The sequence below is a fragment of the Stenotrophomonas chelatiphaga genome, from assembly GCF_001431535.1.
Taxonomy (GTDB): Bacteria; Pseudomonadota; Gammaproteobacteria; order Xanthomonadales; family Xanthomonadaceae; genus Stenotrophomonas; species Stenotrophomonas chelatiphaga.
Map to the genome: position 1 here is coordinate 1 of NZ_LDJK01000060.1, position 22,146 is coordinate 22,146.

Here is a 22,146-nt window from a genome sequence, read left to right on the forward strand (position 1 = left end):
TCCGACGCCTCCATGTCCCCCGTCACTCTTCCGCTGCCGCGCATCTGCGTGATCAGCTTGCTGGCTGCCCTGCGGCTGGGCGCGGCGGGCTGCGAGCTGGCGGAAGTTGCAGACATCGGTACCTGTCTGGAGCGGTTAGATGCGGAGTGCGGTGGGCGTGTTAGCGAGGCCGAGTACGTGCAGTGGATGATGTACGCCTTCGGGCGCATGGATGCCGAGAGCGATGGCGTGCTGGGTGCCATCGGCATCCATCCGCTCGAAGGCGTACATCATCCACTGCACGTACTCGGCCTCGCTGACCCGGCCATCGCCATCGGCATCCATGCGCTGCAGATAGGTGCCGGTGTCGGCCACCTGCGCCTGCACGCCGCCCGCAGCGCCCAGCAGCAGGGCAGCCAGCAGGGTGATCACGCGTCTGCGCGGCAGCGGAAGGGTGACGTCGGTCATGGCGGCCTCCAGGCCGTGGTCCGGCGCGGGGTCGCCGCGGTGCAGACATGATGGCCCCTGGCTTGGCAAACTGCATCCCTGCGCCGCCACGGCCGCGCTCCTTCCAGTCGGGAACCTGCGTTGTCCAGCCTGAATCCAGCCGCCGTTGCACCGCCCGCAGCCGATGCCGCCCCCCTCCCGCCGCTGATCGAACTGGACCGCGCCAGCGTGATGCGCGGCCAGGTAAAGGTCCTGCACGGCCTCAGCCTGCGCATCGCACAGGGCCAGCACACCGCGTTGCTGGGACCCAACGGCTGCGGCAAGTCCACCTTCATCAAACTGATCACCCGCGAGCTGTATCCGCTGGCCCATGCCGACGGTCACGTGCCGGTCAAGGTGCTGGGCCAGAACCGCTGGCAGGTGGACCGGCTGCGCTCGCAGCTGGGCATCGTCACCGGCGACCTCAGCAACAACCTCGCCGACATGCCCGGCCTGACCGTGGAACAGGCCGTGCTGACCGGATTCTTCGCCAGCTACGTGCTGCCAGCGTTCCGCGAGATCAGCCAGGACATGCGCGATCGCGCGCGCGCCACCCTGGCGATGAGCGGCGCGCTGGCGCTGCACGGTCGCACCTATGCAGAACTGTCGGCCGGAGAGACCCGTCGCGTATTGATCGCCCGGGCACTGGTCAACCGCCCCCACGCGCTGCTGCTGGACGAACCGTCCACCGGGCTGGACCTGGTGGCCCGTCAGCAGCTGGTCGATACCATGCAGTCCCTGGCGCGCCAGGGCATCACGCTGGTGCTGGTCACCCACCACGTGGAAGAAATCATTCCGGAAATCGAACGGGTGGTGCTGCTGCGCGATGGACGCGTGCTGGCCGACGGTACGCGGGCCGAGCTGCTGTGCGATGCGCCGCTGTCCGCGCTGTTCGGCGGCCCGATCACCGTGCGGGAGCACGAAGGACGGCTGAGCGCGCACGCGCGATAGCGCCGCGCGGCCTGCTGCCCCGGCCCCCTTTCCCGGATCAGAACCGCAGCGCGGCAGCGCGCGACTCGACCGGTGCCATCCGGCTCTGGTCCTGCAGCTGCAGGTCACGCAGTTCATATGGCGCGCCAAACCCCGCCGGCAGCGCGGCCTGGTCGAACGGCAGCACCAGCATTCCATGCCCGGGACCGTCGAACCACGCGGCGGCATGCGCCTGCGCAACGGGTTTCAACTGGCCATCGGCCGTGCTGGCGTACAGGGTGCCGCGGGCTTCGTAACGGCCGACGGCGGCCACCTGCAGCGGCAGGCTGACCTGCCTGCTGGCGGGATCCGACGTGGCCTGGCCGCTGAAACGCGCCGTCGGTAGCGCCACGGCGAAGGCGACCTTGCCATCACGCCGCACCCCCTCTGCCTCGGCAAACACCTGCAGCTCCCACAGGCCCTGCGTGGTGCCCACGTCGGCGGGAATGCGCACCTGCGCGCGCAGGCTGCCATCGGGGCTACGCAACAGGCGCTGCGGCCAGCTGCGGCCATCGGGCGCAACCAGCAGCGCTTCACCGCGCAGATCGCCGTGGCGGGTGCGCAACCGCGCCGCACTGGCCCCGTCTTCCAGCAGCCGGGCCTGCAGCTGCACGTGGCCACCGGCCAGCACCTGCGCCTGGCTGGCCTGCACTTCCAGCCGCAGCGGACTGTTGGGCTCCAGCACCTGCACCACGTAGCGGCCCCGTGCCTGCGCGCTCTGCAGCCGGTAGACCCCGGCCGTGCTGCTTGCGCCGGTGCGCAGCATGCGGGTGCCGTCGCTGACCGGCATGCCGGCATCGCGCAGCCCGCGCGCATCGACACCGCGGACCACGCTGCTGCGCCCGGCAGGATCACGCAGCTGCACTGCATCCGCCGACAGCGCCCGGGCACCCGGCAACGGACTGAGCTGGATCACCGCGTCCGATGCGGTCAACGGCAGCGCCAGGCCGTGCAGCAGCTCGGCTGCATCGACCTGCTGCCAGTAACTGCGGCTGATGGCAACGTACGCTGCGGGCGCCTGCAGCGGTTGCGCCGGGTCCAGCGCCCAGGCGAAGGCCAGCGGTAGCGGCTCGCTTTCGTCGCCGGTGGGCAACGGCGCGGCGATCAGTGCGGCCGGCACCTGGTCGCCCGCCGCGGCGGCGCGCAGCGGCTGTGCAGCCCCTGCGGACGCAGCGGACAGGATCGCCAGCGCGCCAAGGGCCAAACGGGTCGAGTGCATTCTCATGATGGTCTCCGTCACTGGGTCAGGTCGTTGCGCAGCAGCGTGCCCAGGCCGAAGCACGCGCGGCGGCTCTGGTTGTGGCTGAGCGGTTCAGCGCCCCGGGTGCGTGCGGTGTCGATGAACCACACGCTGCCGGCCGCCTGCTGGCTGCTGCAGTCGAGGAAGCCGTCCGAACACGACGACAGCCAGTTCTGCGTGAACTCCAGGCCGAGGTTGGCGGCATAGCCACCGCAGTAACTGTCGGCATCCGTCGGTGACGAATCGACATCGCTGCCGACCACCGCGCGGAACGGCGTGGGCAGTGCCGGACGTCCGGCGGTGCCATACAGGTTCTGCGCGTTGTAGGTGGCCATGTGGCCGACCTGCTGCTGGCGCACCGCATCGTTCCTGAAACCCAGCAGCCAGCCCAGCGACGTTTCGAAGGTGCTGCCGTTGATCACCGCATCGGCCAGCGGCGTGCCGGCCGAAGACGGCGCCAGCGCGGTGACCTTGCGCACCGTGCGGATGATCTTCGGATAGCGGCGGTCGTAGGTTGGATTGGACAGGATCCAGCGCATGACGTTACCGCCGTTGGAATGGGTGATGACGACCAGCTGGGTGATGCCGCGGCGGTCGATGAAGCCGGTCAGCTGGTCGGCGAGGCAGCCGGCGGCTTTCGGCTTCCACATGTACTGATCGAAATCGCAGCTGATGACCACATGGTTGCGCCGGTCCGGCAAGCCCTGGCGCACGCTGTCGATGATGCCCGGCTGCCAGTAGTCGCGGGTGGCGTTGGTGTGCACGCCGGTGCCGTGCACGAAGGCCACGCCGATGACTTCGGCCGCCTGCGCCGGCTGCAGGCCCAGCAGCAGGGCCAGTGCAGAACTTCGTCGTGCGGTGCTGTGCATTTCGCTTCTCCGTGGTCGGCCGATCCCGCGCCGTTGGTGGCCTGATGCTCGGCGCGATCACCGGTGAACGTCTGTGCGCTTCCCCGGGAAAAAGGACATCCCCGACATGTAAAAGCGGTTTGGGCTCATGCAGAGGACCATGCCGGTTCTGGCCGTATGCGCGACGGACGCTGCGCAGGGCGAGCGCGACTGCGATCATTGACGGCGAGCCCCCTGTCCCGAGCCTGCCCATGTCCCTGATCCCCCGCCTCGGCCGCGCCCTGCCCTGGCTTGCCGTCGCACTGTCCCTGGCGGGATGCACGGCCACCGCCAGCAGGCCGACCGCCGTTGAAGCCAACGTCACCACCAAGGCGGTGGGCTACCTGGACGCGGCCGCGGTGCCGGCCAGCCTGGCGTTGGTGCCGGCGCCGCCGGTGGCCGGCTCGGCCGGCTTCGCGCTGGACGAACAGGTCAGCCGCGAGGCACGTGCGCTGCGCGGTACGCCACGCTTCGCCCAGGCCACGCGCGATGCCGAACTCGGCTTCCCGGAAGGCGCCAACCAGTTCTCCTGCGCCATCGGCCTGGACGTGGACGCGCAGCGCACGCCGGCGCTGTACCGCCTGCTGGAACGCAGCCGCATCGATGCCAGTGCCGCCACCCGCGTGGCCAAGAAGCACCACCAGCGCCCGCGGCCGTTCATGGTCAACGGCGAGCCGACCTGTACCCCGGAAGACGAAGCCGGCCTGCGCGGCAATGGCTCCTATCCGTCCGGCCATACGTCGATCGGCTGGGCGTGGGCGCTGCTGCTGTCGGAAATCGCCCCGGACCGGGCCGATGCCATCATCGCGCGCGGACGCAACTACGGGGAAAGCCGCCTGGTGTGCAACGTGCACTGGCAGAGCGACATCCTGGAAGGCCGTTTCATGGGCGCCGCTGCCGTCGCCCGGCTGCACGACAACCCGATGTTCCAGCGCGATCTGCTGGCGGCACGCAGGGAAATCGACGCCGCGCGCAGGACCGGGCAGCAGTCCAGCCGTGACTGCGCGGCCGAGGAAGCGGTGCTGAAGGTGCGGCCGGCCAGCGCGCTGTAGGCCACCGTCCCAGTACGCCCCGGTGATCGCGCTGATCGCGCCCCTCCGCGCGCGATGACACCATCAACACGGTCGGCGTAAACGCATCGTTCGCGCCGGTTCCTGCCGAGGCGTCAGGCAATCGGCTGCACGCCACAGGATTCCCGCCCGCTGCCGACCGCTGCGGCCCGCCCGCGCAGGGCCGTGCATGCTCCGTCCACGTGCGGCTGCATCGCGATTGGAAAAATCCGGCCGACACACGCGTACGGCAGTGCAATGCTGCAGCTTCCATCGCAGCCGGACCCTTCCCAATGACGCACCCCGGAACAGCCCTCATCGCGCGGATCAGCCCCTTCTTCCTTGCAACCCTGTCGCTGATCGCAGCTGCGTCACCGGTGGCTGCCAAGGTCACCGGCTACCTCGAACAGGCACAGGTGCCGGACAGCATCGCGCTGGTGCCCGCCCCCCCTGCCGCAGGCACGGTGAGCGCGGCGTTGGATGTGCAGGTCAGCCGTGAAGCGCTCGCGCTGCGCGGTACCGAGCGGTTTGCACAGGCCAACCTGGATGCCGACGATTCCTTCCCGAAGGGCCCGCTGCCGCCGGGCGGCAACCAGTTCAGCTGCGCACTGGGAATGGACGTGGACAGCACCCGGACCCCTGCCATTTTCAGCCTGCTGCAGCGCAGCCGCCGCGACGCCAGTGCTACCGCAGGTCCGGCCAAAAACCAGCATCTGCGCCAGCGGCCGTATGTGGTCAACGCAGCGCCCACCTGCACCCCGGAAGAGGAGGACAAGAAACGCGAAACCGGCTCGTATCCGTCTGGACACGGCATCGCCGGATGGGCGTGGGCACTGATCCTTGCCGAGGTGGCACCGGAGCGGGCCGATGCAATCTTCGCGCGGGGGCGCAATTACGCTGAAAGTCGCCTGGTCTGCAACATGCACTGGCCCAGCGATATCGTGCAGGCACGGTTCCTCGGCGCTGCACTGGTCGCGCGGCTGCACGACAACCCGGAATTCCAGGCCGACCTGCTTGCGGCAAAACGAGAAATCGCAGCGGCACGCGCGACCGGTCGATCATCCAGCCGCGACTGCGCGGCCGAAGAAGCGGTGCTGCAGGTGCGGCCACAGAGCGCGCTGTGAAATGAGAACGGCGCGGAAGAATCCGCGCCGTGGATGTTCCTCAAGGCGGGGCGACCGTGGGCCGCCCCCCCGTTTTCAGGTCGATCAGAACTTCGCGGTGAACTCCACGCCGAAGGTACGCGGCTCGTTGAGGAACCCGGTCAGGTTGTTGAAGTCGATCGCACCGACCACACGCACCTGGTCGGTCAGGTTGCGACCGAACACGGCGACGTCGTACTGGCCGTAATCCCAGTTGTAACCCAGGCGCAGGCCGCCTTCCAGCGAGCTGCGGCTGCGGAACTCCGGCGATTCGTACAGGAAGAAGTTGACCTCGCTCTTGTACGCCCAGTCGGTGTAGACGTAGAACTCGCTGGCATCGGTGACCGGGAAGCCGGCACGCAGGGTCAGGTTGTGGATCCACTTCGGTGCCTGCGGCAGCGAATTACCGTTCACCAGCGCATAGGTACCGCCGTTGATCACCGTGGTCGGATCGGTGATGGTGCAGCCGCCGCCGCAGATCGCCACCGCCAGGTCGGGATCCTTGATCTCGGTGTCGTTGTAGCTGCTGCCCAGGGTCAGCAGCACGTTGTCGGTCAGATAGGCCTCGAAGTCGAGCTCGAAGCCCTGGCCGATGGTCTTGTCGGCGTTGAGCAGGGTGGCGGTGTTGTTGCTGCCACCGACGGCGATCAGCTGCTGCCCATCCACGTCGTAGCGGAACACGCTGAAGCCCAGGCGCGCACGGCGGTCGAACAGGTCGGCCTTGATGCCGGCCTCGTAGGAAATCACCTTCTCCGAATCGGCCTGGGTCACGCCACCGAAGGCCAGTCGGCCCTGGATGGAGGGCGCACGGAAGCCCTTGGCCACGCGCGCGTAGGCGTTGACGTTGTCGGTCAGCGCGTAGACACCGCTCAGGTCCCAGCTGACGTCGTCGACATCGCTGTTGGCCACGTACGGCCCGCTGACCGGCGTGCCGCCGGCGACGGCCTGCAGCACGCTGGCAGTGAAGTCCTTCTTGTCCTGGGTGTAGCGCACGCCGGCACGCAGCTTGAAGCGGTCGGTGACGTCGAAGTCGCCGGAAGCGAACGCCGCCCACGCCTTGTTGCGCTGCTGCTGCACGGCATGGCCGCTCTGCGGATTGCCCGGGGTCAGCGAGTCGTAGTTGAAGCTGTCGATGGTGACGTCTTCATCGAAGTAGAACACGCCGGCCTGCCAGTCGAAACGGCCCCACTCGTTGGATTCGACGCGGAATTCCTGCGTCCACTGGCGGTGGCTCGGCAGGCCGTCGGCCGATTCGGACGGGAACGGGATGAAGCCCGGGCCGTAGTTGCCGGCGCCCAGGAACGACGCGCCGTAGCCGCCGTCGATGTCGCCGTGGTTCAACGACTCGGCGGTTTCATAGCCGGTGATCGAGTGCAGGGTGACCCGGCCCAGGTCCCACTTCAGGCGCGCGCTGCCGCCCCAGGTTTCCAGGTCGGAGAAGTTCTGCCCGTCGGTGGATACTTCATCGCGGTCGAAGTTTTCCACCAGCTTGTTGCTGCCCGGCTGGATGATGTTGGCGCGGAACAGGCGCGCGGTGCCGTTGAGCTTGCGCTTGTGCAGGTTGAACAGGCCTTCGAAACCATCGCCTTCGTACAGGAACTGCACGCGTGCGGCGCCTTCGTCATAGCCTTCGAAACCCTGCGCCGGTGCGTTGCTGCGGGTGTTGGTCACCCAGTCGTCGCGGCGCTGGTAAAGGGCCGATACGCGGGCCGACCAGCGGCTGGTCAGCGGACCGCCGTAGGCACCCTGCACGTTCCAGGTGTCATAGCTGCCGTAGGCCACCTTGACGTAGCCATCGGCGTCCTGCGACGGACGTGCCGAATCGAACTTCACCACGCCGGCCGGGGTATTGCGGCCGAACAGCGTGCCCTGCGGGCCGCGCAGCACTTCCACGCCGGCCAGGTCGAACAGCGGGAAGCCCTTCAGCAGCGGGCTTTCCTGCACCACGTCGTCATATACCAGCGACACCGGCTGGGACGCATTGAGGTCGAAGTCGGTGTTGCCCAGGCCGCGGATGTAGAAGCGCGGGAAGGCACGACCGTAGGACGATTCGATGTTCAGGCTGGGCACGCGGCCAGCGAGGAAGCGGATGTCGTCACCGGCCGAACCGAGGACATCGAGCTTCTCTCCCTGGATCGCGGTGATCGCCACCGGCACGTCCTTGGCGTTCTCGACGCGGCGCTGGGCGGTCACGGTCAGCGCATCGAGCGCGACGGGATCCTTGCTGGCCGGAGCTTGCTGGGCAACTGCGGTCAGCGGCAGCAGGGCGGAGAGAGCGAGAACGAGCGGACGCACGACCGGTCGGCGGTCGTGGACGGAACGGTTCGGGGACATGGCGGTAGGCTGTGTTGGGAGGGGTGGTGGAACGGCGCTACCAGATAATTGTTGCAATACAACACGCTTGCCGCAAATGCCGCGCGTTCATGGCCGTCGCGGCGGCCCTCGCCCGCCCGCTAGACTCGGCGTTCCCGCACCCCTTGGAATCGCAGCGATGAACCAGTGGTACTTCCATGTCCCCGGCCAGGCCGACCGCGTCGGCCCCTTTGACGACCAGGCCGCACGCCACTTCGCCCAGGGCAATCCGCGCGCGCTGGCCTGGTGCCAGGGCATGAGCGGCTGGATGGCGATCGGCGAGGTACCCGAACTGCGCAGCGAGGCCCCCGGCATGTCCAGCGCACCTCCGCCGGTGCCTGGCCACGGCGCGCGCAGCCAGCGCGCGGACGACATCGATTTCCGCATCGTCGGCCATGAAATGCAGTTCGTGGAGATCGAGCTGGACCCGGGCGAGAGCGCCATCGCCGAAGCCGGCGCGCTGATGTTCAAGGATTCGGCGGTGCAGATGGATACCGTGTTCGGCGACGGCTCGCACAGTGGCCAGGGCGGCGGTTTCATGGACAAGCTGATGTCGGCCGGCAAGCGCGTGCTGACCGGCGAGAGCCTGTTCGCCACCCTGTACACCCACACCGGCCACGGCAAGGCCAAGGTCGCCTTCGCCGCGCCCTACCCCGGCACGGTGCTGCCGATGAAGCTGGACGAACACGGCGGGCGGCTGATCTGCCAGAAGGACAGCTTCCTGGCCGGCGCGCGCGGAGTGCAGATCGGCGTGCAGTTCCAGCGCAAGATCATGACCGGCCTGTTCGGCGGCGAAGGCTTCATCATGCAGAAGCTGGAAGGCGACGGCTGGGTGTTCATCCACGCCGGTGGCTGCGTGGTCGAGCGCGAGCTGGCCGCCGGCGAGCGGCTGGACGTGGATACCGGCTGCGTGGTCGCCTACCACGCCAGCGTGGACATGGACGTGCGCCGGGTAGCAGGCATCAAGAGCATGGTGTTCGGCGGCGAAGGCGTGTTCCTGGCGACCCTGACCGGCCCCGGCAAGGTCTGGCTGCAGTCGCTGCCGTTCTCGCGCCTGGCCGGCCGGATGTGGATGGCCGCGCCGCAGGGCGGCGGCCAGAACCGCGGCGAAGGCTCGGTGCTGGGCGGCCTGGGCCGGATGCTGGACGGCGACAACCGCTTCTGAGGGCGGTGGCGCCCGCGGGCGCACGGTAGTGACGGCCGCTGGCCGTCAGGCCGTCACTACCGGCTGAATGCGTGCAGGAGATCGACCGCCAGCGGCCACCGCGACCGGCTATGCTGGCGCCCTTTCCTGCTGCGTCTGCCTGCCGATGAGCCTGTCCCGCACCCGTGTGATGCTGTCCGTTGCCCTGCTCGGCCTGCTGGCCGGTTGTGGCGGGGAGAACGCCCGCCCCACTCCGCCGCCTGCGCCCACCGTGGTGCAGCCCGCCAAGCCGGTGAAGATCGGCATCGCCCTCGGCGGCGGCGCGGCCAAGGGCTTCGCCCATATCGGCGTGATCAAGATGCTGGAAGCCAACGGCTTCGAGCCGGTGGTGGTGTCCGGTACCAGCGCCGGCAGCGTGGTCGGTGCGCTGTACGCCAGCGGCATGGATGCGTTCGAGATGCAGACCAAGGCGGTGGCGCTGGACGAAGCCAGCATCCGCGACGTGCGGCTGTTCTCCGGCGGACTGGTACAGGGCCAGAAGCTGCAGGACTACGTCAACCAGCAGGTCGGCAACAAGCCGGGGGAGCGCCTGCGCAAGCCGTTCGCGGCGGTGGCCACCAACCTGGAAACCGGCGAGCGCGCGGTGTTCGTGCGCGGCAACGTCGGCCAGGCGGTGCGTGCCTCCAGCAGCATCCCGGGGGTGTTCGAACCGGTGAAGATCGGCCAGAACAATTACGTCGATGGCGGCGTGGTCAGCCCGGTGCCGGTGGACGCGGCGCGCCAGCTGGGCGCCGAGTTCGTCATCGCCGTGGATATTTCCAGCAAGGCCAGCGGTCGTACGCCGACCGGCATGCTGGGCATCGTCAACCAGTCCATCGCGATCATGGGCCAGCGCCTGGGCGAACAGGAACTGGCACGCGCGGACATCATCATCCGGCCCCGCGTGCTGGATATCGGCGCATCCGATTTCAGCCAGCGCGGCAAGGCGATCCTGGAAGGCGAGAAGGCCGCGATGGCGGCCATGCCGCAGATCCGCGCGAAGATCGAGCAGATCCAGCGCGCGCGCGCCGCCGCCCTGCTGCCGCCGCCGCCGCCCAAGCCGAAGTGCGAGGAGCCGTCGCGCGTGGGCCGGCTGATGGGTCGCAAGGCCGACTGCTGACCACACCGGTAGTGACGGCCGCTGGCCGTCATGCCGCGCGCCCCTGTGCTTGTGGGTGACGACCGCTGGTAGTGACGGCCGCTGGCCGTCATGCGGTGCGCCCCTGCGCTGGTGGGTGACGACCGTTGGTCGTCACGCGGTGGCCCCGCCGCTGCGCTCGCCGAGCACGGCTATGCCGATCGTCCTGACCGTCACCCTGCGGGTCGTCGCAAGCGACGTTGGCAGCGGCTCCTGCCACTGCCTTCGGCGCTACCGTGTTACATCCCTCACGACCTGATCGTCACCGCTTTACATGCCCGGCGGCGCGGCGCTTTTCCATGCGCCGGGTTTCCAGCGTTTCTGCATGGCGCTGCGCGCTCAGCTGCAGCTGTTCCATCGCATCGCCCGGCAGCCACAGCTGCTGGCTGCCACGGGTCAGCGCCAGGTAGGCCGCGCGCACCGGGCTGTGCGCCTGGCGGGTCTCGTAGCCGGTGATGAAACAGCACGCCGACATCGCCACCCGGTCGAACTGCAGGTTCTTGGCATGCTGGGCCAGGCACAGCGTGATGCCTGCATCCTGCGCGGGCACCAGCGCCGCCAGCAGCTGCTCCAGCGCGGTTGCATCGAATCCCCCCGAAAACAGCGCCGGGATATCGCCCTGCCCGCGCTGCTCGCAGGCGTCCACGAAGGCCTCCCAGCGCCGGCTCGACTCGCCCCGGCCGACGCTGCGCCAGGCATCGATCGGCGCCTGCGCTTCTTTCTGCAGCAGGCGCAGCGAAGCCGGATGCACATGCACCCGCGCCCCCTGCGCGACCAGCAGGTGCGCTTCCTGTAGCAGCCGCCACAGGCTCCCGTACAGACGTGCACCGGACTGCGGTACCTGCGACCACGCGGCATACCGGCGCACGCCGGTGGCGCGGTCGCTGGCGCCCATGAAGCGTTCGCTGGACGCACCGATGTCATCCAGCGCCAGTGACTGGTTGACCAGGCCATCCACCTGGCTGCCCTGGCGCACCGATTGACTCATTTCCAGCACCTTGGCGCTCGACCAGCGCGATGCGCGCCCGACCAGCCGCTGGTGCGGATCGCCCAGGCTGACCACGCCGGGCGCATGCCGTGCCAGCACCTGCTTCCAGGCCGGACTCAGTTCGTGGGCCTCATCGACCAGCAGCATGCCCAGCCCGACCGGCGGCGCCACGCCCTGCAGTTCCAGCCATTTGCCGAGGTGGCCGGTATTGAGGCTGAGGCAACCGCCCTTCTGCACGCCGGCATCGAACATGCAGCGCCAGACGTGCTCGGCGGCCGCCACATAGGGCGCCGCGTCGAGCATGGCCCAGGGCAGCGAACGGTCGAAATGCGCGGCCTGCAGCGTCGGCGATGACGACGCACACCACCGGTTGATGCCCTCCAGGGCCGTCATCAGCACCTGCTCGGGCACGCGCTGGCCGATGCCCTGCAGGCCGATCCGGCGGGTGATTTCCCAGGCCGGGACCGTGCTCAGCCGGTAGGTCGGCACGAAGCCGTTGCCGCGGCCGCTGCGGGCGGCCTGCTGCACCATCAGGTTGGCCAGTTCGATCTGGGTCAGCAGCCGCGTGCCGGACTCCGCGGGCAACCGCGGGCGGAAGGCTTCGACCTGGCCACGCGACGGCGCGATGTAGGTATAGCGGCCGGGCCGGGCCTCCATCAACGCCAGCACCAGGTGGCTTTTCCCGGTACCGGCGTAGGCGTCCAGGTCGATCAGTTCATCCGGGTTGGCGGCGATGGCACGCAGCACGCGCGCCTGTTCGCTGGTGAACAGCCCGTTGCGCTCGATCGCCCCGGTGGCACGCGGCGGCGCCTGGTCCGGGTCCGGTTCGGGATCGCCCGCTTCGTCCTCGTCGTCAGGCGCGGCGGTGGCCGGGTAACGGATCGTGTGCTCGGCCAGGGTGACCTGGCAGGCGGCCTGGAAGTCCGCGCCGGGATACGCATCGGGCGAAGCGGCGAGGAAGCGCTCGACGGCTTCGTCCGGTGCCAGCAGCACGCCGTGCATGGCCAGGTCGGCCAGCCACGCATCCAGCGCCGGCTGCCCTTCGCCGCCACTACCCGCCAACTGGGCGATGACCGCACTGCCGTCTCCAGCGGCGAACAGCGCGCACGCATCGTGCAGCAGGCGTTCCAGCTGCGCCGCGGGATAGGCGTGCAGGCGGCACAGCTGCGCGGCGAACAGGCCGGCCTGTTCCAGCGGCGTCGCCGGCGGCGTGCCACGGCCCAGGTGCTGCGCCAGCGTCCGCCGCCGCAGTGGCAGGAAATGGGTGGTGTCGGTAATGGGCGCGGTGTCGGGCATGTCGATGATCGAAAAAAGTGCTGCAGCCAGCGCCCCGGTTCGACGCTACCGCTGGCGACGATGCTCGGCTACCGCATGGCTGCCGTCAAACCGGTTCACCCACCCAGCTGCGACAACGGCAGGGCGCGGAAGGGTTTCACGGTGCGCAGCACGAAGCTGGAGTTGACGTCGGCCACGCCGGAGGCATTGAGCAGCTTGTCCAGCAGGAAGCTGGAGAAATGCTCCAGGTCGCGGACGTAGATCTGCAGCAGGTAGTCCATGTCGCCGGTGAGCGCATGGCAGGCCACCACTTCGTCCCATTCCAGCACGCTGTCGGCGAACCGCGCGATGGCCGCCTGGTCATGCTTTTCCAGCTGCACGCGCACGAAGGCCTGCAGCCCCAGGCCGATGTGCTTCGGCTCCAGCCGCGCCCCATAGCCGGCGATCACGCCCTCGCCTTCCAGCCGCTGCAGGCGGCGCAGGCAGGCCGAAGGAGACAGGTTCACCCGCGTCGCCAGTTCGGCATTGGTGGCGCGGCCATCACGCTGGATCTCGGCCAGGAGGCGTAGATCCGTGCGGTCGAACTGGACTTCACCTGCCATTGCTGCCTCGCAACACGGGATGGACGCAACGATATTGCGCCAGCAGGCCCTCAACACGCAACTTTGCAACCCTGTTGCGCGATCCCTGCCCTAGCATCGACAGACACCCGAATGGAGCCCTCCCATGGACCAGACCACTCCCCGCCGCGTCGAGCACCAGCAGACCGACAAGGGCTATGTGCCGGTCTATACCACCGCCGTGGTGGAACAGCCGTGGGACAGCTACAGCGCCGACGACCACGCGACCTGGAGCACCCTGTTCAAGCGCCAGCGCGACCTGCTGAACGGACGCGCCTGCCAGGAGTTCCTGGATGCGCAGGACGCCATGGGCATGAGCGCGGACAGGATCCCGCGCTTCGAGCAGCTCAACGAGGCACTGGCGGCGGCCACCGGCTGGACCCTGGTCGGCGTGGAAGGGCTGCTGCCGGAACTGGATTTCTTCGATCACCTGGCCAACCGGCGCTTCCCGGTGACGTGGTGGATCCGCCGGCCCGACCAGATCGATTACATCGCCGAACCGGACATGTTCCATGACCTGTTCGGTCACGTGCCGCTGCTGATGAACCCGGTGTTCGCCGATTACATGGAAGCCTACGGACGCGGCGGCGTGAAAGCCCATGCGCTGGGCCCGGACGCGTTGCAGAACCTGACCCGGCTGTACTGGTACACGGTCGAATTCGGCCTGATCAACACCGCCGATGGACTGCGCATCTACGGCGCCGGCATCGTGTCGTCGAAGGGCGAATCGCTGTACTCGCTGGAGTCGCCGGCACCGAACCGGATCGGCTTCGACCTGGAACGCATCATGCGCACGCGGTACCGCATCGATACCTTCCAGAAGACCTACTTCGTCATCGACAGCTTCGAACAGCTGATGCAGGCCACCGCACCGGACTTCACCCCGATCTACGCCAGCCTGGCGGACCAGCCGCAGCTGCCGGCCGGCGAGGTGCAGGCGGACGACCGCGTGTTCCAGCGCGGCACCGGCGCAGGCTGGGCGACCGGCGGCGACGTCTGAGTGGCGTGATCGTGCACTGCGCAGGGGGCGACCGTGGGTCGCCACCGTGCCGGATCATGCGCGACTCCTGAAGGCCCGGAGCCTACGCAACGCTCGCCACCATGGGTCGGCGCTACCGGTCATCGGTCGGGGACGTCAGCGTGGATACGCCAGCAGCACCACCAGGTCCTCATCACCCAGCTGCTGCAGCGCATGCATGCTGCCTGCGCGGGTCAGCAGCGCGTGGCCTGCGCGTACGTCATGCTGCTTCCCGTCCAGCACGTAACTGCCCTGCCCGCTGACGATGTAGTAGATCTCGTCCTTGTGCTGCGGGTGCAGGCCGATGCCGGCGCCCTTGCGCAGCACCCGCTTGCGCAGCACGAACGGCAGGCCTTCGGTATCGGCGAAGAACGGATACGCGGTGGTCGGGCCGGCGCCGCCATGGGGTCCTGGCTGCGTGCGTGCGATGGCATCTTCATGCACTACCTGCGAACCGAAGCGGTCAGGTTCCTTTGCCCGGCGGGAAATGGAATCCGACCCCTCCCGCTGCGTGCCGCCCACGTCACAGTCGATGTCACGCACCAGCGCCGGCTTCACTGTCGGCTGCAGTTCGGCCCAGTCGCGCAGCACCAGGCAGGCGACCGCATTCGCACCGGCCGTGCTGAAATGAGTGCCATCGGCCTTCTGCTGGTCCGGAACGAACAGGAAGTACGGCTTGGCGCCCTGCTCGCCCAGCGCGCGGATCCAGCGCGTGGAACGGTCGTTGAGGTCGATCAGCGCGATGTCCTCGCGCGCGGCCAGCTGCTTCATGGCCAGGGTGTAGACCCCATGCGTGTCCAGCAGCGAACCGAAGTCGTACAGCAGGCGTGCCACCGGGGTGACCAGTACCGGCGTGGCGCCCGTGTCGCGTGCCAGCTGCACGTAGCGCATCAGGAACGTGGCGTAGTCACCGGCAGGATCGGTGTAGCGCGTGGGGTCTTCGAACTTCGCATCGTTGTGGCCGAACTGGATCAGCAGCACATCGCCCTTGCGCAGCTCGCCGGCGATGGCGTCCAGCCGTCCTTCGGCGATGAAACTGCGCGTGCTGCGCCCTCCCTTGGCGTGGTTGCGCACCTCGATGCGCGCCGGGTCCAGGTAGCTCTGCAGCATCTGCCCCCAGCCCGCCTGCGGCGCCCGCTCCGGCCCGTATTCGGCCGCCGTGGAATCCCCGGCAATGAACACCCGCTGCGGCGCCGCGTGTGCGGTAATGCCGGTCAACAGCGAGAACAGCAGCATCAGGCGCAGCATGGTCTGGCTCCTTGGCGTGCGTTACCGGCCAGGGCCGGCACTACCAGGATGAATCTGGAGGAGAGCCCCCTGGGTCAGATTGCCGGAGTGACGACCAACGGTCGTCACCCACACGGTTGGCGGATTACCGCGCCAGCCAACCCCCATCGACCGGCAGTACCGCGCCGTTGACGTAGTCCGACGCCGACGAGGCCAGGAACACCGCCGCACCGGCCAGGTCTTCCGGGTTGCCCCAGCGTGCGGCCGGAATGCGCTCCAGGATCGACTTGTTGCGATCTGCATCGGCGCGCAGGGCGGCGGTGTTGTCCGTCGCCATGTAACCCGGGGCGATCGCATTGACGTTGATGCCCTTGCCGGCCCATTCGTTGGCCAGCAGGCGGGTGATGCCGGCGATGCCGCTCTTGCTCGCGGTATAGGACGGCACGCGTACGCCGCCCTGGAAGGACAGCATCGAAGCGATGTTGATGATCTTGCCGTGGCCCTGGGCGATGAAATGCCGGCCGGCCGCCTGCGAAATGAAGAACGCGGACTTGATGTTGACGTTCATCACGTCGTCCCAGTCCTGCTCGGTGAAGTCGACCGCGTCGGCGCGACGGATCAGCCCGGCGTTGTTGACCAGGATATCCAGGCCACCGAGGCCTTCGATGGTTTCGCGCACCACGCGCTCGACCGGCTCGATGCTGACCAGGTTGGCTTCGATGGCCAGGCAGCGGCGGCCCAGCCCGGTGATCTTCGCCACGGTGTCGGTGGGCGGTGCGATGCCGGCCACGGCCACGTCGGCGCCTGCGGCAGCCAGTGCCACGGCGATACCCTGCCCCAGGCCGGTGTTGCCACCGGTGACCAGCGCGACCTTGCCTTCCAGACTGAACGGATTAGCCATTGATGCATTCCTTGTGGATACGTGCGTTGGTCGCACGAGGGACGGACCGCCGCCGGCGCGGCGGCCGGCGGCGTTGCTGATGCCTTACTTGAGCTGGCAGATGTCCAGCACGTGCATGTCGGTGTAATCCAGGTTCTCGCCGCCCATCGCCCAGATGAAGGCGTAGTTGCTGGTGCCGGCGCCCATGTGGATCGACCACGGCGGCGACACCACCGCTTCATTGTTCTGGATGACGATGTGGCGCTGCGCTTCCGGCTCGCCCATGAAGTGGTACACGCGATCGTTCTGGCCCAGGTCGAAGTAGAAATACACTTCACTGCGGCGGTCGTGCAGGTGCGGCGGCATGGTGTTCCAGACGCTGCCCGGCTTGAGCACGGTCAGGCCCAGCAGCAGCTGCGAGGACTGGCAGGTGGCCGGCACGATGTACTGGTAGATGGTGCGTTCGTTGCTGGTTTCCAGCGCGCCACGGTCCAGTGCCACCGCGTCCTTGATCGACAGCGCCTTGGTCTCGAAACGCGCGTGCGCCGGGGTCGAGGCCAGGTAGAACTGCGCCGGGTTGGCGGCATCCTCCGAAGCGAACACCACGTCTTCGCTGCCCATGGCCACGTACAGGCCATCCTTCGGGCCCAGGGTGAAGACGGTGCCATCGACGGTGATGGTGCCGCTGCCGCTGCCGACGTTGATCACGCCCAGCTCGCGACGTTCCAGGAAGGCGTGGCCGGCGGCCGAAGCCGGTTCGGTCTGCTTCGGCAGCGAAACCGGGCCGTTGACCGGCGCCGCACCGCCGAGCACGAAGCGCTCGTAGTGGGTGTACTTCAGGGTCACCGCATCGGCGTTGAACAGGCCATCCAGCAGGTACAGGTCGCGCAGGTCGTCATTGCTGGCGCCCTTGATGGCATCGGGATGGGTGGCGTAATGGGTCTTGCAGTACATGGCTTCTCCAGAGCAGGGGACGGGCCGATGACTCGGCGCCGGCGCGGTGTGGCGGCCATTCTAGCGGCCTTGGACACCGGTGTCATTTTGCACCGCAAGGTGCCGTTCCGGCATTGCGGGGCGGGGGTTTTCGGCTTATTCGTCCTGCGGCGGCTGGCAGGAATCGCGCACGATCAGGTGCGGGCGCACGCTGGCGATCTGCATCGTCGGCTGGCCATCGGGCTGGATCAGCATCGCCGCAGCGGTGCGTCCGGTATCGCGCGTGTGCCGCCGTACCGACGTCAGCGACGGCCACAGGCGCGAGGCCAGCGGGCTGTCGTCGTAGCCGATGATCGACAGTTCGCGCGGGATGTTGATGCCTGCGCGCAGCGCGACCTTGTAGATGCCGGCGGCCATTTCATCGTTGCCGGTGAAGATGGCGGTCGGGCGCTTCTTGCCCAGCAGCAGCTTTTCCGCAGCGGCCACGCCGGATTCGAAGGTGTAACCGGCTTCGACGATGCGGTCCTTGGGCAGCTCGATGCCGCGCTTGGCCAGTGCTTCGATGAAGCCGGAGGTGCGTTCATGGGCCGAACGGTAGGCACTCGGGCCGGTCACCAGCGCGATATCGCGGTGGCCGAGCGACAGCAGGTAATCGGCCGCCTCGGCGGCGCCATCGCGATCGTGGGTCACCACCATCTGCGAGGTTTCATCCAGCGGCAGCGAGGCGATGCGGGTGAAGCGGCAGCCGATCTCCTCCAGCGCATCGGCCAGCGCCTGGTCTTCGGACGCACGCGGTACCAGGATCACCCCATGCAGCTTCTGCTGCTGCACGAAGCGGCAGACGCCCTCGATATAGCCGGGGCTGCGGCTGTCGCAGGGATGCACCACCAGTTCGAAGCTGGACCCGCGCAGCGCGTCCAGTGCGCCGTACTGCATGTCCACGATGTACTGCGCGGTCGGGTTGTCGTACACCATCCCGATCAGGAACGAGCGCCGGAAGGCCAGCCCGCGCGCCAGCGGGTCGGGGGTGTAGCCGACCTCGCGCATCAGCGTTTCCACCTTCTCGCGCGTGTCCTTGCGCACCAGCGGGGAGTTGTTGATGATCCTTGAAACCGTTTTCTTCGACACCCCCGACAGCCGCGCGATGTCGTTGATCGTTGCCGCCTTGCCTTTCATTCCTGCCGGCTTGGCGGCATCGTTCGTGTTGCGCACTGACATGTCTTCGACTCGAGGGGTCCGGGGATTCTAGCCGCGCGCTCAGTCGAGCGCGCGGTAGCGGAAGTTGCGGAAGGTGACCGCACCGTCGCCGGCCGCGTACAGCGCCGGCTTCAGGGCCAGGAACTTGCCCGCCACATTGTGATGGTAACCGGACACTTCCATCTGAACCGGGTACTTCTCCCAGGTGCGGCCGTCGGTGCTGGAGTGGATGGTGACGATGTGGCGGTTGTTGGTCACCCGCAGCCACAGCTTGCCGCCGGTGCTGCTGGGGGTCAGGCGGGTAGGGCGCTCTTCACCATAGCGGTGCATGATGAACTTCTCGCCATTGCTGCCAACGCCCACGTACAGGCGGTCGCTGTAGTACAGCAGGGCGCCGCCGACCGCGCCGGGGGCGACATCCATTTCCACCTCGAACTGGTAGGCCTTGTCACCGGCGATGGCGGTCAGCGGCGAGCTGTCGCGCGGGGTTTCGCCCTTGCCCTGCAGCACCAGCCCGTTGCCGCTGAAGCCCAGCCGCTTGTATTCGTCCTGCGCGGGGTTGAAGAACGACCACTGCGGACCGAGCCTGCTGCCGGTGAAGGCATCGGACAGGGCCATGCCGTGCTGGCCCACCGATTCGCCGGAGGGCTTGCGCAGCGGCTGGCCCAGATCGCCGCCCTTGGCCACGAACCAGCCATCGGCGGTCCATTCGATCGGCTCCAGCAACGCCTGGCGACCCAGCGTCCAATAGCCGTTCTCGTAGCCGTGGTACATCATCCACCAGCGGCCGTCGGTGCCTTCGATGACCGTGGCATGCCCGCGCGACCACCACGGCTCTGCAGCGGAGCGGGTGCGCATGATGGGGTTGTTCGGGGCGTTCACCCACGGCCCGTGGATCGAACGCGAGCGCGCGGTGATCACCATGTGCCCGGTCGGCGGACCGGCGGTGCCGCCGACCGCAGTGGTCATGTAGTACCAGCCATCGCGGAAGTTGATCTTCGGGCCTTCCTGCGCGTACGCCTCCACGTCCCAGCTTTCCGGGTACTTCCAGCCGTCGTAGACGTGCTTGGGAGTGCCGACCACGCTCAGGCCATCGTCGGCCAGCTGCACGTAGTCGCCGCCACTCAGGAACAGGTAGCGCTTGCCGTCCTCGCCAACGGCGTGGCCCGGATCGATGTACTTCTCCAGGCCGATGTCGATCGGCTCGCTCCACGGGCCCTTGATGTCATCGGCCCAGACCACGAAGTTGCTGCGCGTCTCGCCGGTGCGTGCCGGGAAGTAGATGTAGTAGCGACCTTCATGCTTGATGATGTCCGGTGCCCAGATCGCGCCGACATTCTTGGTGATGGCATGGCCCAGCGGCTGCCAGTTGACCAGGTCGCGCGAGTGCCACAGCGGCAGGCCGGGATAGGCATCGAACGAGGACAGGGTCAGGTAGTAGTCCTGGCCGTCCTTCAGCACCGACGGATCCGGACGGTCGCCGGCAAACACCGGGTTGAGGAACGTACCGTTGCCGAGATCGGCCTGGCGCTGGTTCTCGATACCGCGTTTCCAGTTCGTCGCGGCCGCCGGTTCGGCGGCAGCCACGGTCGATGTTGCCAGCAGCAGGCCACCGGCCAGCAGGATCTTCAACGTGTGCTTGAACTGCATCGTTTTCCCTCCCAGGAAACTCATGTAGGTGACGACCGTGGGTCGTCACGCTTGCTCGGACAGGTGACGACCCGGGCCGTCACGCCTTCTCCCCACATCAGGCACGCAGCAGATGCGGCAGCCACAGCGACAGGCTGGGGAAGAAGGTCACGATCAGCAGCACGCCCAGTGCTGCGAACCAGAACGGCCAGATGCTGCGCATGCTTTCGCCGACGCTGATCTTGCCGATGGCGGTACCGATGAACAGCACCGAGCCCACCGGCGGCGTCACCAGGCCGAGGCCACCGGTCAGCACCAGCACCAGGCCGAAGTGGATCGGATCGATGCCATAGGCCTTGGCCACCGGCAGGAAGATCGGCGTGCAGATCAGGATCATCGGCGCCAGGTCCATGAAGGTACCCAGCAGCAGCAGCATCACCACGATCATCAACAGCACCATGAACTGGCTGTGCGCGAAGGACTGCAGGAAGTCCACCGCGGCCACCGGCACCTGCAGGAACGCCAGCAGCCAGCCGAACACGGCGGCGGTGGCGATCACGAACAGGATCACGCCGGTGCTGCGCGCGGCATGGATGACCGTGCCGAAGAACTCGCGCCACGGCAGCTGCCGGTACAGCACGGTGGTGACCAGCAGCGCGTACACCACGGCGATGGCCGCGCTTTCCACGGCGGTGAAGATGCCGGCGCGGATGCCGACGAAGATCAGGGCCACCAGGCCCAGGCCGGGCAGGGCGGAGAAGATGCGCAGGGCCACTGCACGCCAGCCGGGGAACACCTCCACGCCATAGCCACGACGACGCGCCACCACGTAGCCGGTGACCATCAGCGCCAGCGTCATCAGCAGCGCCGGCACGATGCCTGCAGCGAACAGATCGGCGATGGACAGGCCACCACCGGCCGCAGCCGAGAACAGGATCAGGTTGTGCGACGGCGGCACCAGCAGCGCCACCAGCGCGGCGGTGATGCTGACATTGACGGCGAAGTCGCGGTCGTAACCGCGCTTGACCATCTGCGGGATCATCGTGCCGCCCACCGCGGACACATCGGCGATGGCCGAACCGGACACGCCACCGAAGAACAGCGAGGACAGGATCGAGACCTGGCCGAGGCCGCCGCGCATGCGTCCCACCAGCGAGGAGGCGAGCGCGATCAGGCGTTCGGAGATGCCGCCGCGCATCATGATCTCACCGGCGAAGATGAACAGTGGAATCGCGATCAGCGATGCCGAGCCGGTACCGGCGGAGATCTGCTGCACCAGCACGATGCTGGGAATGTCCAGGTAGAGCAGGGTAGCCAGCGCGGCCGCTGCCAGCGCGTAGGCAACCGGCACGCCGAGCAGCAGCAGGCCGGCGAATACCAGGAAAAGCAGGGTAATGCCCATGTTCAACGATCTCCTTCAGCGTCTTCGACGGCGACCACCGCGAGCGGGAAATGGACCCGCCAGGCACGGTTGAGCGCGAACAGCACCATCAACGCCCCGCCCACAGACAGCGGCAGGTAGTTGATGCTCTGCGGCAGGTTGGCACCGGCGGCCTTGATGTCCAGGCCATCCATCAGCAGCACCATCGCGAACACGGCCAGGTATGCGCCAAGCACGCCGATCACCAGCTGCACGAAGGTATCCACCGCGCGACGCAGCCGCGGCCCCATGTACGCGGCCAGCAGGAAGAAGCCGAAGTGGCGGTTGGTGTGCACGCCGCAGGCGGCGCCCAGGCTCATCGCCGTGCTCAGCAGCAGCAGCGTCACCGGTTCGGTCCAGCTGGGCGAATCGTTGAGCACGTAGCGGGCGAACACCTGCCAGCCCTGCACCACCACCAGCCCCAGCAGAGCGGCGACGGCGATATAGATGGCGAAGTCGGCGATGCGGTCCAGCAGGCGCTGTCCTGCGCCGGGGGCGATCGGGGCAGTGCCCGTCGTCATGTCGGTCATGGCG

19 protein-coding genes are annotated in these 22,146 nt (G+C 67.9%); 6 read left to right on the plus strand and 13 right to left on the minus strand.

Going from position 1 to position 22,146, the window contains the following annotated elements; translation table 11 throughout:
* Nucleotides 1–135: 135 nt before the first annotated feature.
* Nucleotides 136–447, minus strand: a complete 312-nt coding sequence (locus ABB28_RS12760) for an EF-hand domain-containing protein (protein WP_338063050.1) — start codon at nucleotides 445–447, stop codon at nucleotides 136–138.
* A 210-nt stretch (nucleotides 448–657) separates the two neighbouring features.
* On the opposite strand from ABB28_RS12760, the gene ABB28_RS12765 reads away from it, so the two are divergent.
* Complete coding sequence (locus ABB28_RS12765) at nucleotides 658–1,416, plus strand: ABC transporter ATP-binding protein (protein ID WP_425479549.1); 759 nt, start codon at nucleotides 658–660, stop codon at nucleotides 1,414–1,416.
* Between the two features lie 37 nt (nucleotides 1,417–1,453).
* Here ABB28_RS12765 and ABB28_RS12770 read toward each other — a convergent pair whose 3' ends face one another.
* Both ABB28_RS12770 and ABB28_RS12775 read right to left on the minus strand, forming a co-directional pair.
* The gene (locus ABB28_RS12770) at nucleotides 1,454–2,659 is read right to left on the minus strand and encodes a DUF4785 domain-containing protein (RefSeq protein WP_057508978.1); all 1,206 of its coding nucleotides are present in this window, start codon (nucleotides 2,657–2,659) and stop codon (nucleotides 1,454–1,456) included.
* Nucleotides 2,660–2,670: 11 nt separating this feature from the next.
* Entirely contained in the window at nucleotides 2,671–3,543 is an 873-nt protein-coding gene (locus ABB28_RS12775; protein ID WP_057508979.1) for a hypothetical protein, read from the minus strand.
* 230 nt (nucleotides 3,544–3,773) lie between these two features.
* Here ABB28_RS12775 and ABB28_RS12780 point away from each other — a divergent pair, with 230 nt between their 5' ends.
* Together ABB28_RS12780 and ABB28_RS12785 are read left to right on the plus strand one after the other, a co-directional pair.
* On the plus strand, nucleotides 3,774–4,613 hold the full coding sequence (locus ABB28_RS12780; protein WP_057508980.1) for an acid phosphatase: 840 nt from the start codon (nucleotides 3,774–3,776) through the stop codon (nucleotides 4,611–4,613).
* A gap of 290 nt (nucleotides 4,614–4,903) precedes the next feature.
* Nucleotides 4,904–5,734, plus strand: coding sequence for an acid phosphatase (locus tag ABB28_RS12785; RefSeq protein WP_057508981.1), 831 nt, complete (start codon nucleotides 4,904–4,906; stop codon nucleotides 5,732–5,734).
* A gap of 84 nt (nucleotides 5,735–5,818) precedes the next feature.
* On the opposite strand, the gene ABB28_RS12790 is transcribed toward ABB28_RS12785, so the two are convergent.
* Nucleotides 5,819–8,086 (minus strand): TonB-dependent receptor, encoded by a 2,268-nt coding sequence (locus ABB28_RS12790; RefSeq protein WP_057508982.1) that lies wholly within the window; start codon nucleotides 8,084–8,086, stop codon nucleotides 5,819–5,821.
* 157 nt (nucleotides 8,087–8,243) lie between these two features.
* On the opposite strand from ABB28_RS12790, the gene ABB28_RS12795 reads away from it, so the two are divergent.
* Nucleotides 8,244–9,269 (plus strand): TIGR00266 family protein, encoded by a 1,026-nt coding sequence (locus ABB28_RS12795; RefSeq protein ID WP_057508983.1) that lies wholly within the window; start codon nucleotides 8,244–8,246, stop codon nucleotides 9,267–9,269.
* 145 nt (nucleotides 9,270–9,414) lie between these two features.
* The gene (locus ABB28_RS12800) at nucleotides 9,415–10,407 is read left to right on the plus strand and encodes a patatin-like phospholipase family protein (RefSeq protein WP_057508984.1); all 993 of its coding nucleotides are present in this window, start codon (nucleotides 9,415–9,417) and stop codon (nucleotides 10,405–10,407) included.
* Nucleotides 10,408–10,687: 280 nt separating this feature from the next.
* Here the strand turns inward: ABB28_RS12800 and ABB28_RS12805 are convergent, their stop codons facing one another.
* A complete protein-coding gene (locus ABB28_RS12805) occupies nucleotides 10,688–12,709 on the minus strand; it encodes a hypothetical protein (RefSeq protein ID WP_057508985.1) in 2,022 nt (673 codons plus the stop codon).
* 95 nt (nucleotides 12,710–12,804) lie between these two features.
* The gene (locus ABB28_RS12810) at nucleotides 12,805–13,290 is read right to left on the minus strand and encodes an Lrp/AsnC family transcriptional regulator (RefSeq protein WP_057508986.1); all 486 of its coding nucleotides are present in this window, start codon (nucleotides 13,288–13,290) and stop codon (nucleotides 12,805–12,807) included.
* Nucleotides 13,291–13,414: 124 nt separating this feature from the next.
* On the opposite strand from ABB28_RS12810, the gene phhA reads away from it, so the two are divergent.
* A complete protein-coding gene (gene phhA, locus ABB28_RS12815) occupies nucleotides 13,415–14,308 on the plus strand; it encodes a phenylalanine 4-monooxygenase (protein ID WP_057508987.1) in 894 nt (297 codons plus the stop codon).
* Nucleotides 14,309–14,443: 135 nt separating this feature from the next.
* Here the strand turns inward: phhA and ABB28_RS12820 are convergent, their stop codons facing one another.
* The 7 genes from ABB28_RS12820 to ABB28_RS12850 all read right to left on the minus strand — a co-directional run bounded on the left by ABB28_RS12820 (nucleotide 14,444) and on the right by ABB28_RS12850 (nucleotide 22,142).
* Nucleotides 14,444–15,574 carry a GDSL-type esterase/lipase family protein gene (locus ABB28_RS12820; RefSeq protein WP_057508988.1) on the minus strand — a complete coding sequence of 377 codons (1,131 nt, stop codon included), beginning with the start codon at nucleotides 15,572–15,574 and terminating at the stop codon, nucleotides 14,444–14,446.
* 124 nt (nucleotides 15,575–15,698) lie between these two features.
* On the minus strand, nucleotides 15,699–16,454 hold the full coding sequence (gene kduD, locus ABB28_RS12825) for a 2-dehydro-3-deoxy-D-gluconate 5-dehydrogenase KduD (protein ID WP_057508989.1): 756 nt from the start codon (nucleotides 16,452–16,454) through the stop codon (nucleotides 15,699–15,701).
* Nucleotides 16,455–16,538: 84 nt separating this feature from the next.
* Nucleotides 16,539–17,387, minus strand: a complete 849-nt coding sequence (gene kduI, locus ABB28_RS12830) for a 5-dehydro-4-deoxy-D-glucuronate isomerase (RefSeq protein WP_057508990.1) — start codon at nucleotides 17,385–17,387, stop codon at nucleotides 16,539–16,541.
* A 135-nt stretch (nucleotides 17,388–17,522) separates the two neighbouring features.
* Nucleotides 17,523–18,584 carry a LacI family DNA-binding transcriptional regulator gene (locus ABB28_RS12835; protein ID WP_057508991.1) on the minus strand — a complete coding sequence of 354 codons (1,062 nt, stop codon included), beginning with the start codon at nucleotides 18,582–18,584 and terminating at the stop codon, nucleotides 17,523–17,525.
* Nucleotides 18,585–18,623: 39 nt separating this feature from the next.
* The gene (locus tag ABB28_RS12840) at nucleotides 18,624–20,213 is read right to left on the minus strand and encodes a family 43 glycosylhydrolase (protein WP_057508992.1); all 1,590 of its coding nucleotides are present in this window, start codon (nucleotides 20,211–20,213) and stop codon (nucleotides 18,624–18,626) included.
* 97 nt (nucleotides 20,214–20,310) lie between these two features.
* The gene (locus ABB28_RS12845) at nucleotides 20,311–21,594 is read right to left on the minus strand and encodes a TRAP transporter large permease (protein ID WP_057508993.1); all 1,284 of its coding nucleotides are present in this window, start codon (nucleotides 21,592–21,594) and stop codon (nucleotides 20,311–20,313) included.
* Between the two features lie 2 nt (nucleotides 21,595–21,596).
* The gene (locus ABB28_RS12850) at nucleotides 21,597–22,142 is read right to left on the minus strand and encodes a TRAP transporter small permease (protein ID WP_057508994.1); all 546 of its coding nucleotides are present in this window, start codon (nucleotides 22,140–22,142) and stop codon (nucleotides 21,597–21,599) included.
* Between the last annotated feature and the right edge of the window lie 4 nt (nucleotides 22,143–22,146).

Coding starts and splice junctions, on each gene's coding strand:
- ABB28_RS12770 (WP_057508978.1), bottom strand. CDS start 2,659: ATGAGAATGCACTCGACCCGTTTGGCCCTTGGCGCGCTGGCGATCCTG.
- kduD (WP_057508989.1), bottom strand. CDS start 16,454: ATGGCTAATCCGTTCAGTCTGGAAGGCAAGGTCGCGCTGGTCACCGGT.
- ABB28_RS12790 (WP_057508982.1), bottom strand. CDS start 8,086: ATGTCCCCGAACCGTTCCGTCCACGACCGCCGACCGGTCGTGCGTCCG.
- ABB28_RS12800 (WP_057508984.1), top strand. CDS start 9,415: ATGAGCCTGTCCCGCACCCGTGTGATGCTGTCCGTTGCCCTGCTCGGC.
- ABB28_RS12820 (WP_057508988.1), bottom strand. CDS start 15,574: ATGCTGCGCCTGATGCTGCTGTTCTCGCTGTTGACCGGCATTACCGCA.
- ABB28_RS12845 (WP_057508993.1), bottom strand. CDS start 21,594: ATGGGCATTACCCTGCTTTTCCTGGTATTCGCCGGCCTGCTGCTGCTC.
- ABB28_RS12760 (WP_338063050.1), bottom strand. CDS start 447: ATGACCGACGTCACCCTTCCGCTGCCGCGCAGACGCGTGATCACCCTG.
- ABB28_RS12810 (WP_057508986.1), bottom strand. CDS start 13,290: ATGGCAGGTGAAGTCCAGTTCGACCGCACGGATCTACGCCTCCTGGCC.
- ABB28_RS12795 (WP_057508983.1), top strand. CDS start 8,244: ATGAACCAGTGGTACTTCCATGTCCCCGGCCAGGCCGACCGCGTCGGC.
- ABB28_RS12840 (WP_057508992.1), bottom strand. CDS start 20,213: ATGCAGTTCAAGCACACGTTGAAGATCCTGCTGGCCGGTGGCCTGCTG.
- ABB28_RS12805 (WP_057508985.1), bottom strand. CDS start 12,709: ATGCCCGACACCGCGCCCATTACCGACACCACCCATTTCCTGCCACTG.
- ABB28_RS12765 (WP_425479549.1), top strand. CDS start 658: ATGCGCGGCCAGGTAAAGGTCCTGCACGGCCTCAGCCTGCGCATCGCA.
- ABB28_RS12780 (WP_057508980.1), top strand. CDS start 3,774: ATGTCCCTGATCCCCCGCCTCGGCCGCGCCCTGCCCTGGCTTGCCGTC.
- ABB28_RS12775 (WP_057508979.1), bottom strand. CDS start 3,543: ATGCACAGCACCGCACGACGAAGTTCTGCACTGGCCCTGCTGCTGGGC.
- phhA (WP_057508987.1), top strand. CDS start 13,415: ATGGACCAGACCACTCCCCGCCGCGTCGAGCACCAGCAGACCGACAAG.
- ABB28_RS12850 (WP_057508994.1), bottom strand. CDS start 22,142: ATGACCGACATGACGACGGGCACTGCCCCGATCGCCCCCGGCGCAGGA.
- ABB28_RS12785 (WP_057508981.1), top strand. CDS start 4,904: ATGACGCACCCCGGAACAGCCCTCATCGCGCGGATCAGCCCCTTCTTC.
- kduI (WP_057508990.1), bottom strand. CDS start 17,387: ATGTACTGCAAGACCCATTACGCCACCCATCCCGATGCCATCAAGGGC.
- ABB28_RS12835 (WP_057508991.1), bottom strand. CDS start 18,584: ATGTCAGTGCGCAACACGAACGATGCCGCCAAGCCGGCAGGAATGAAA.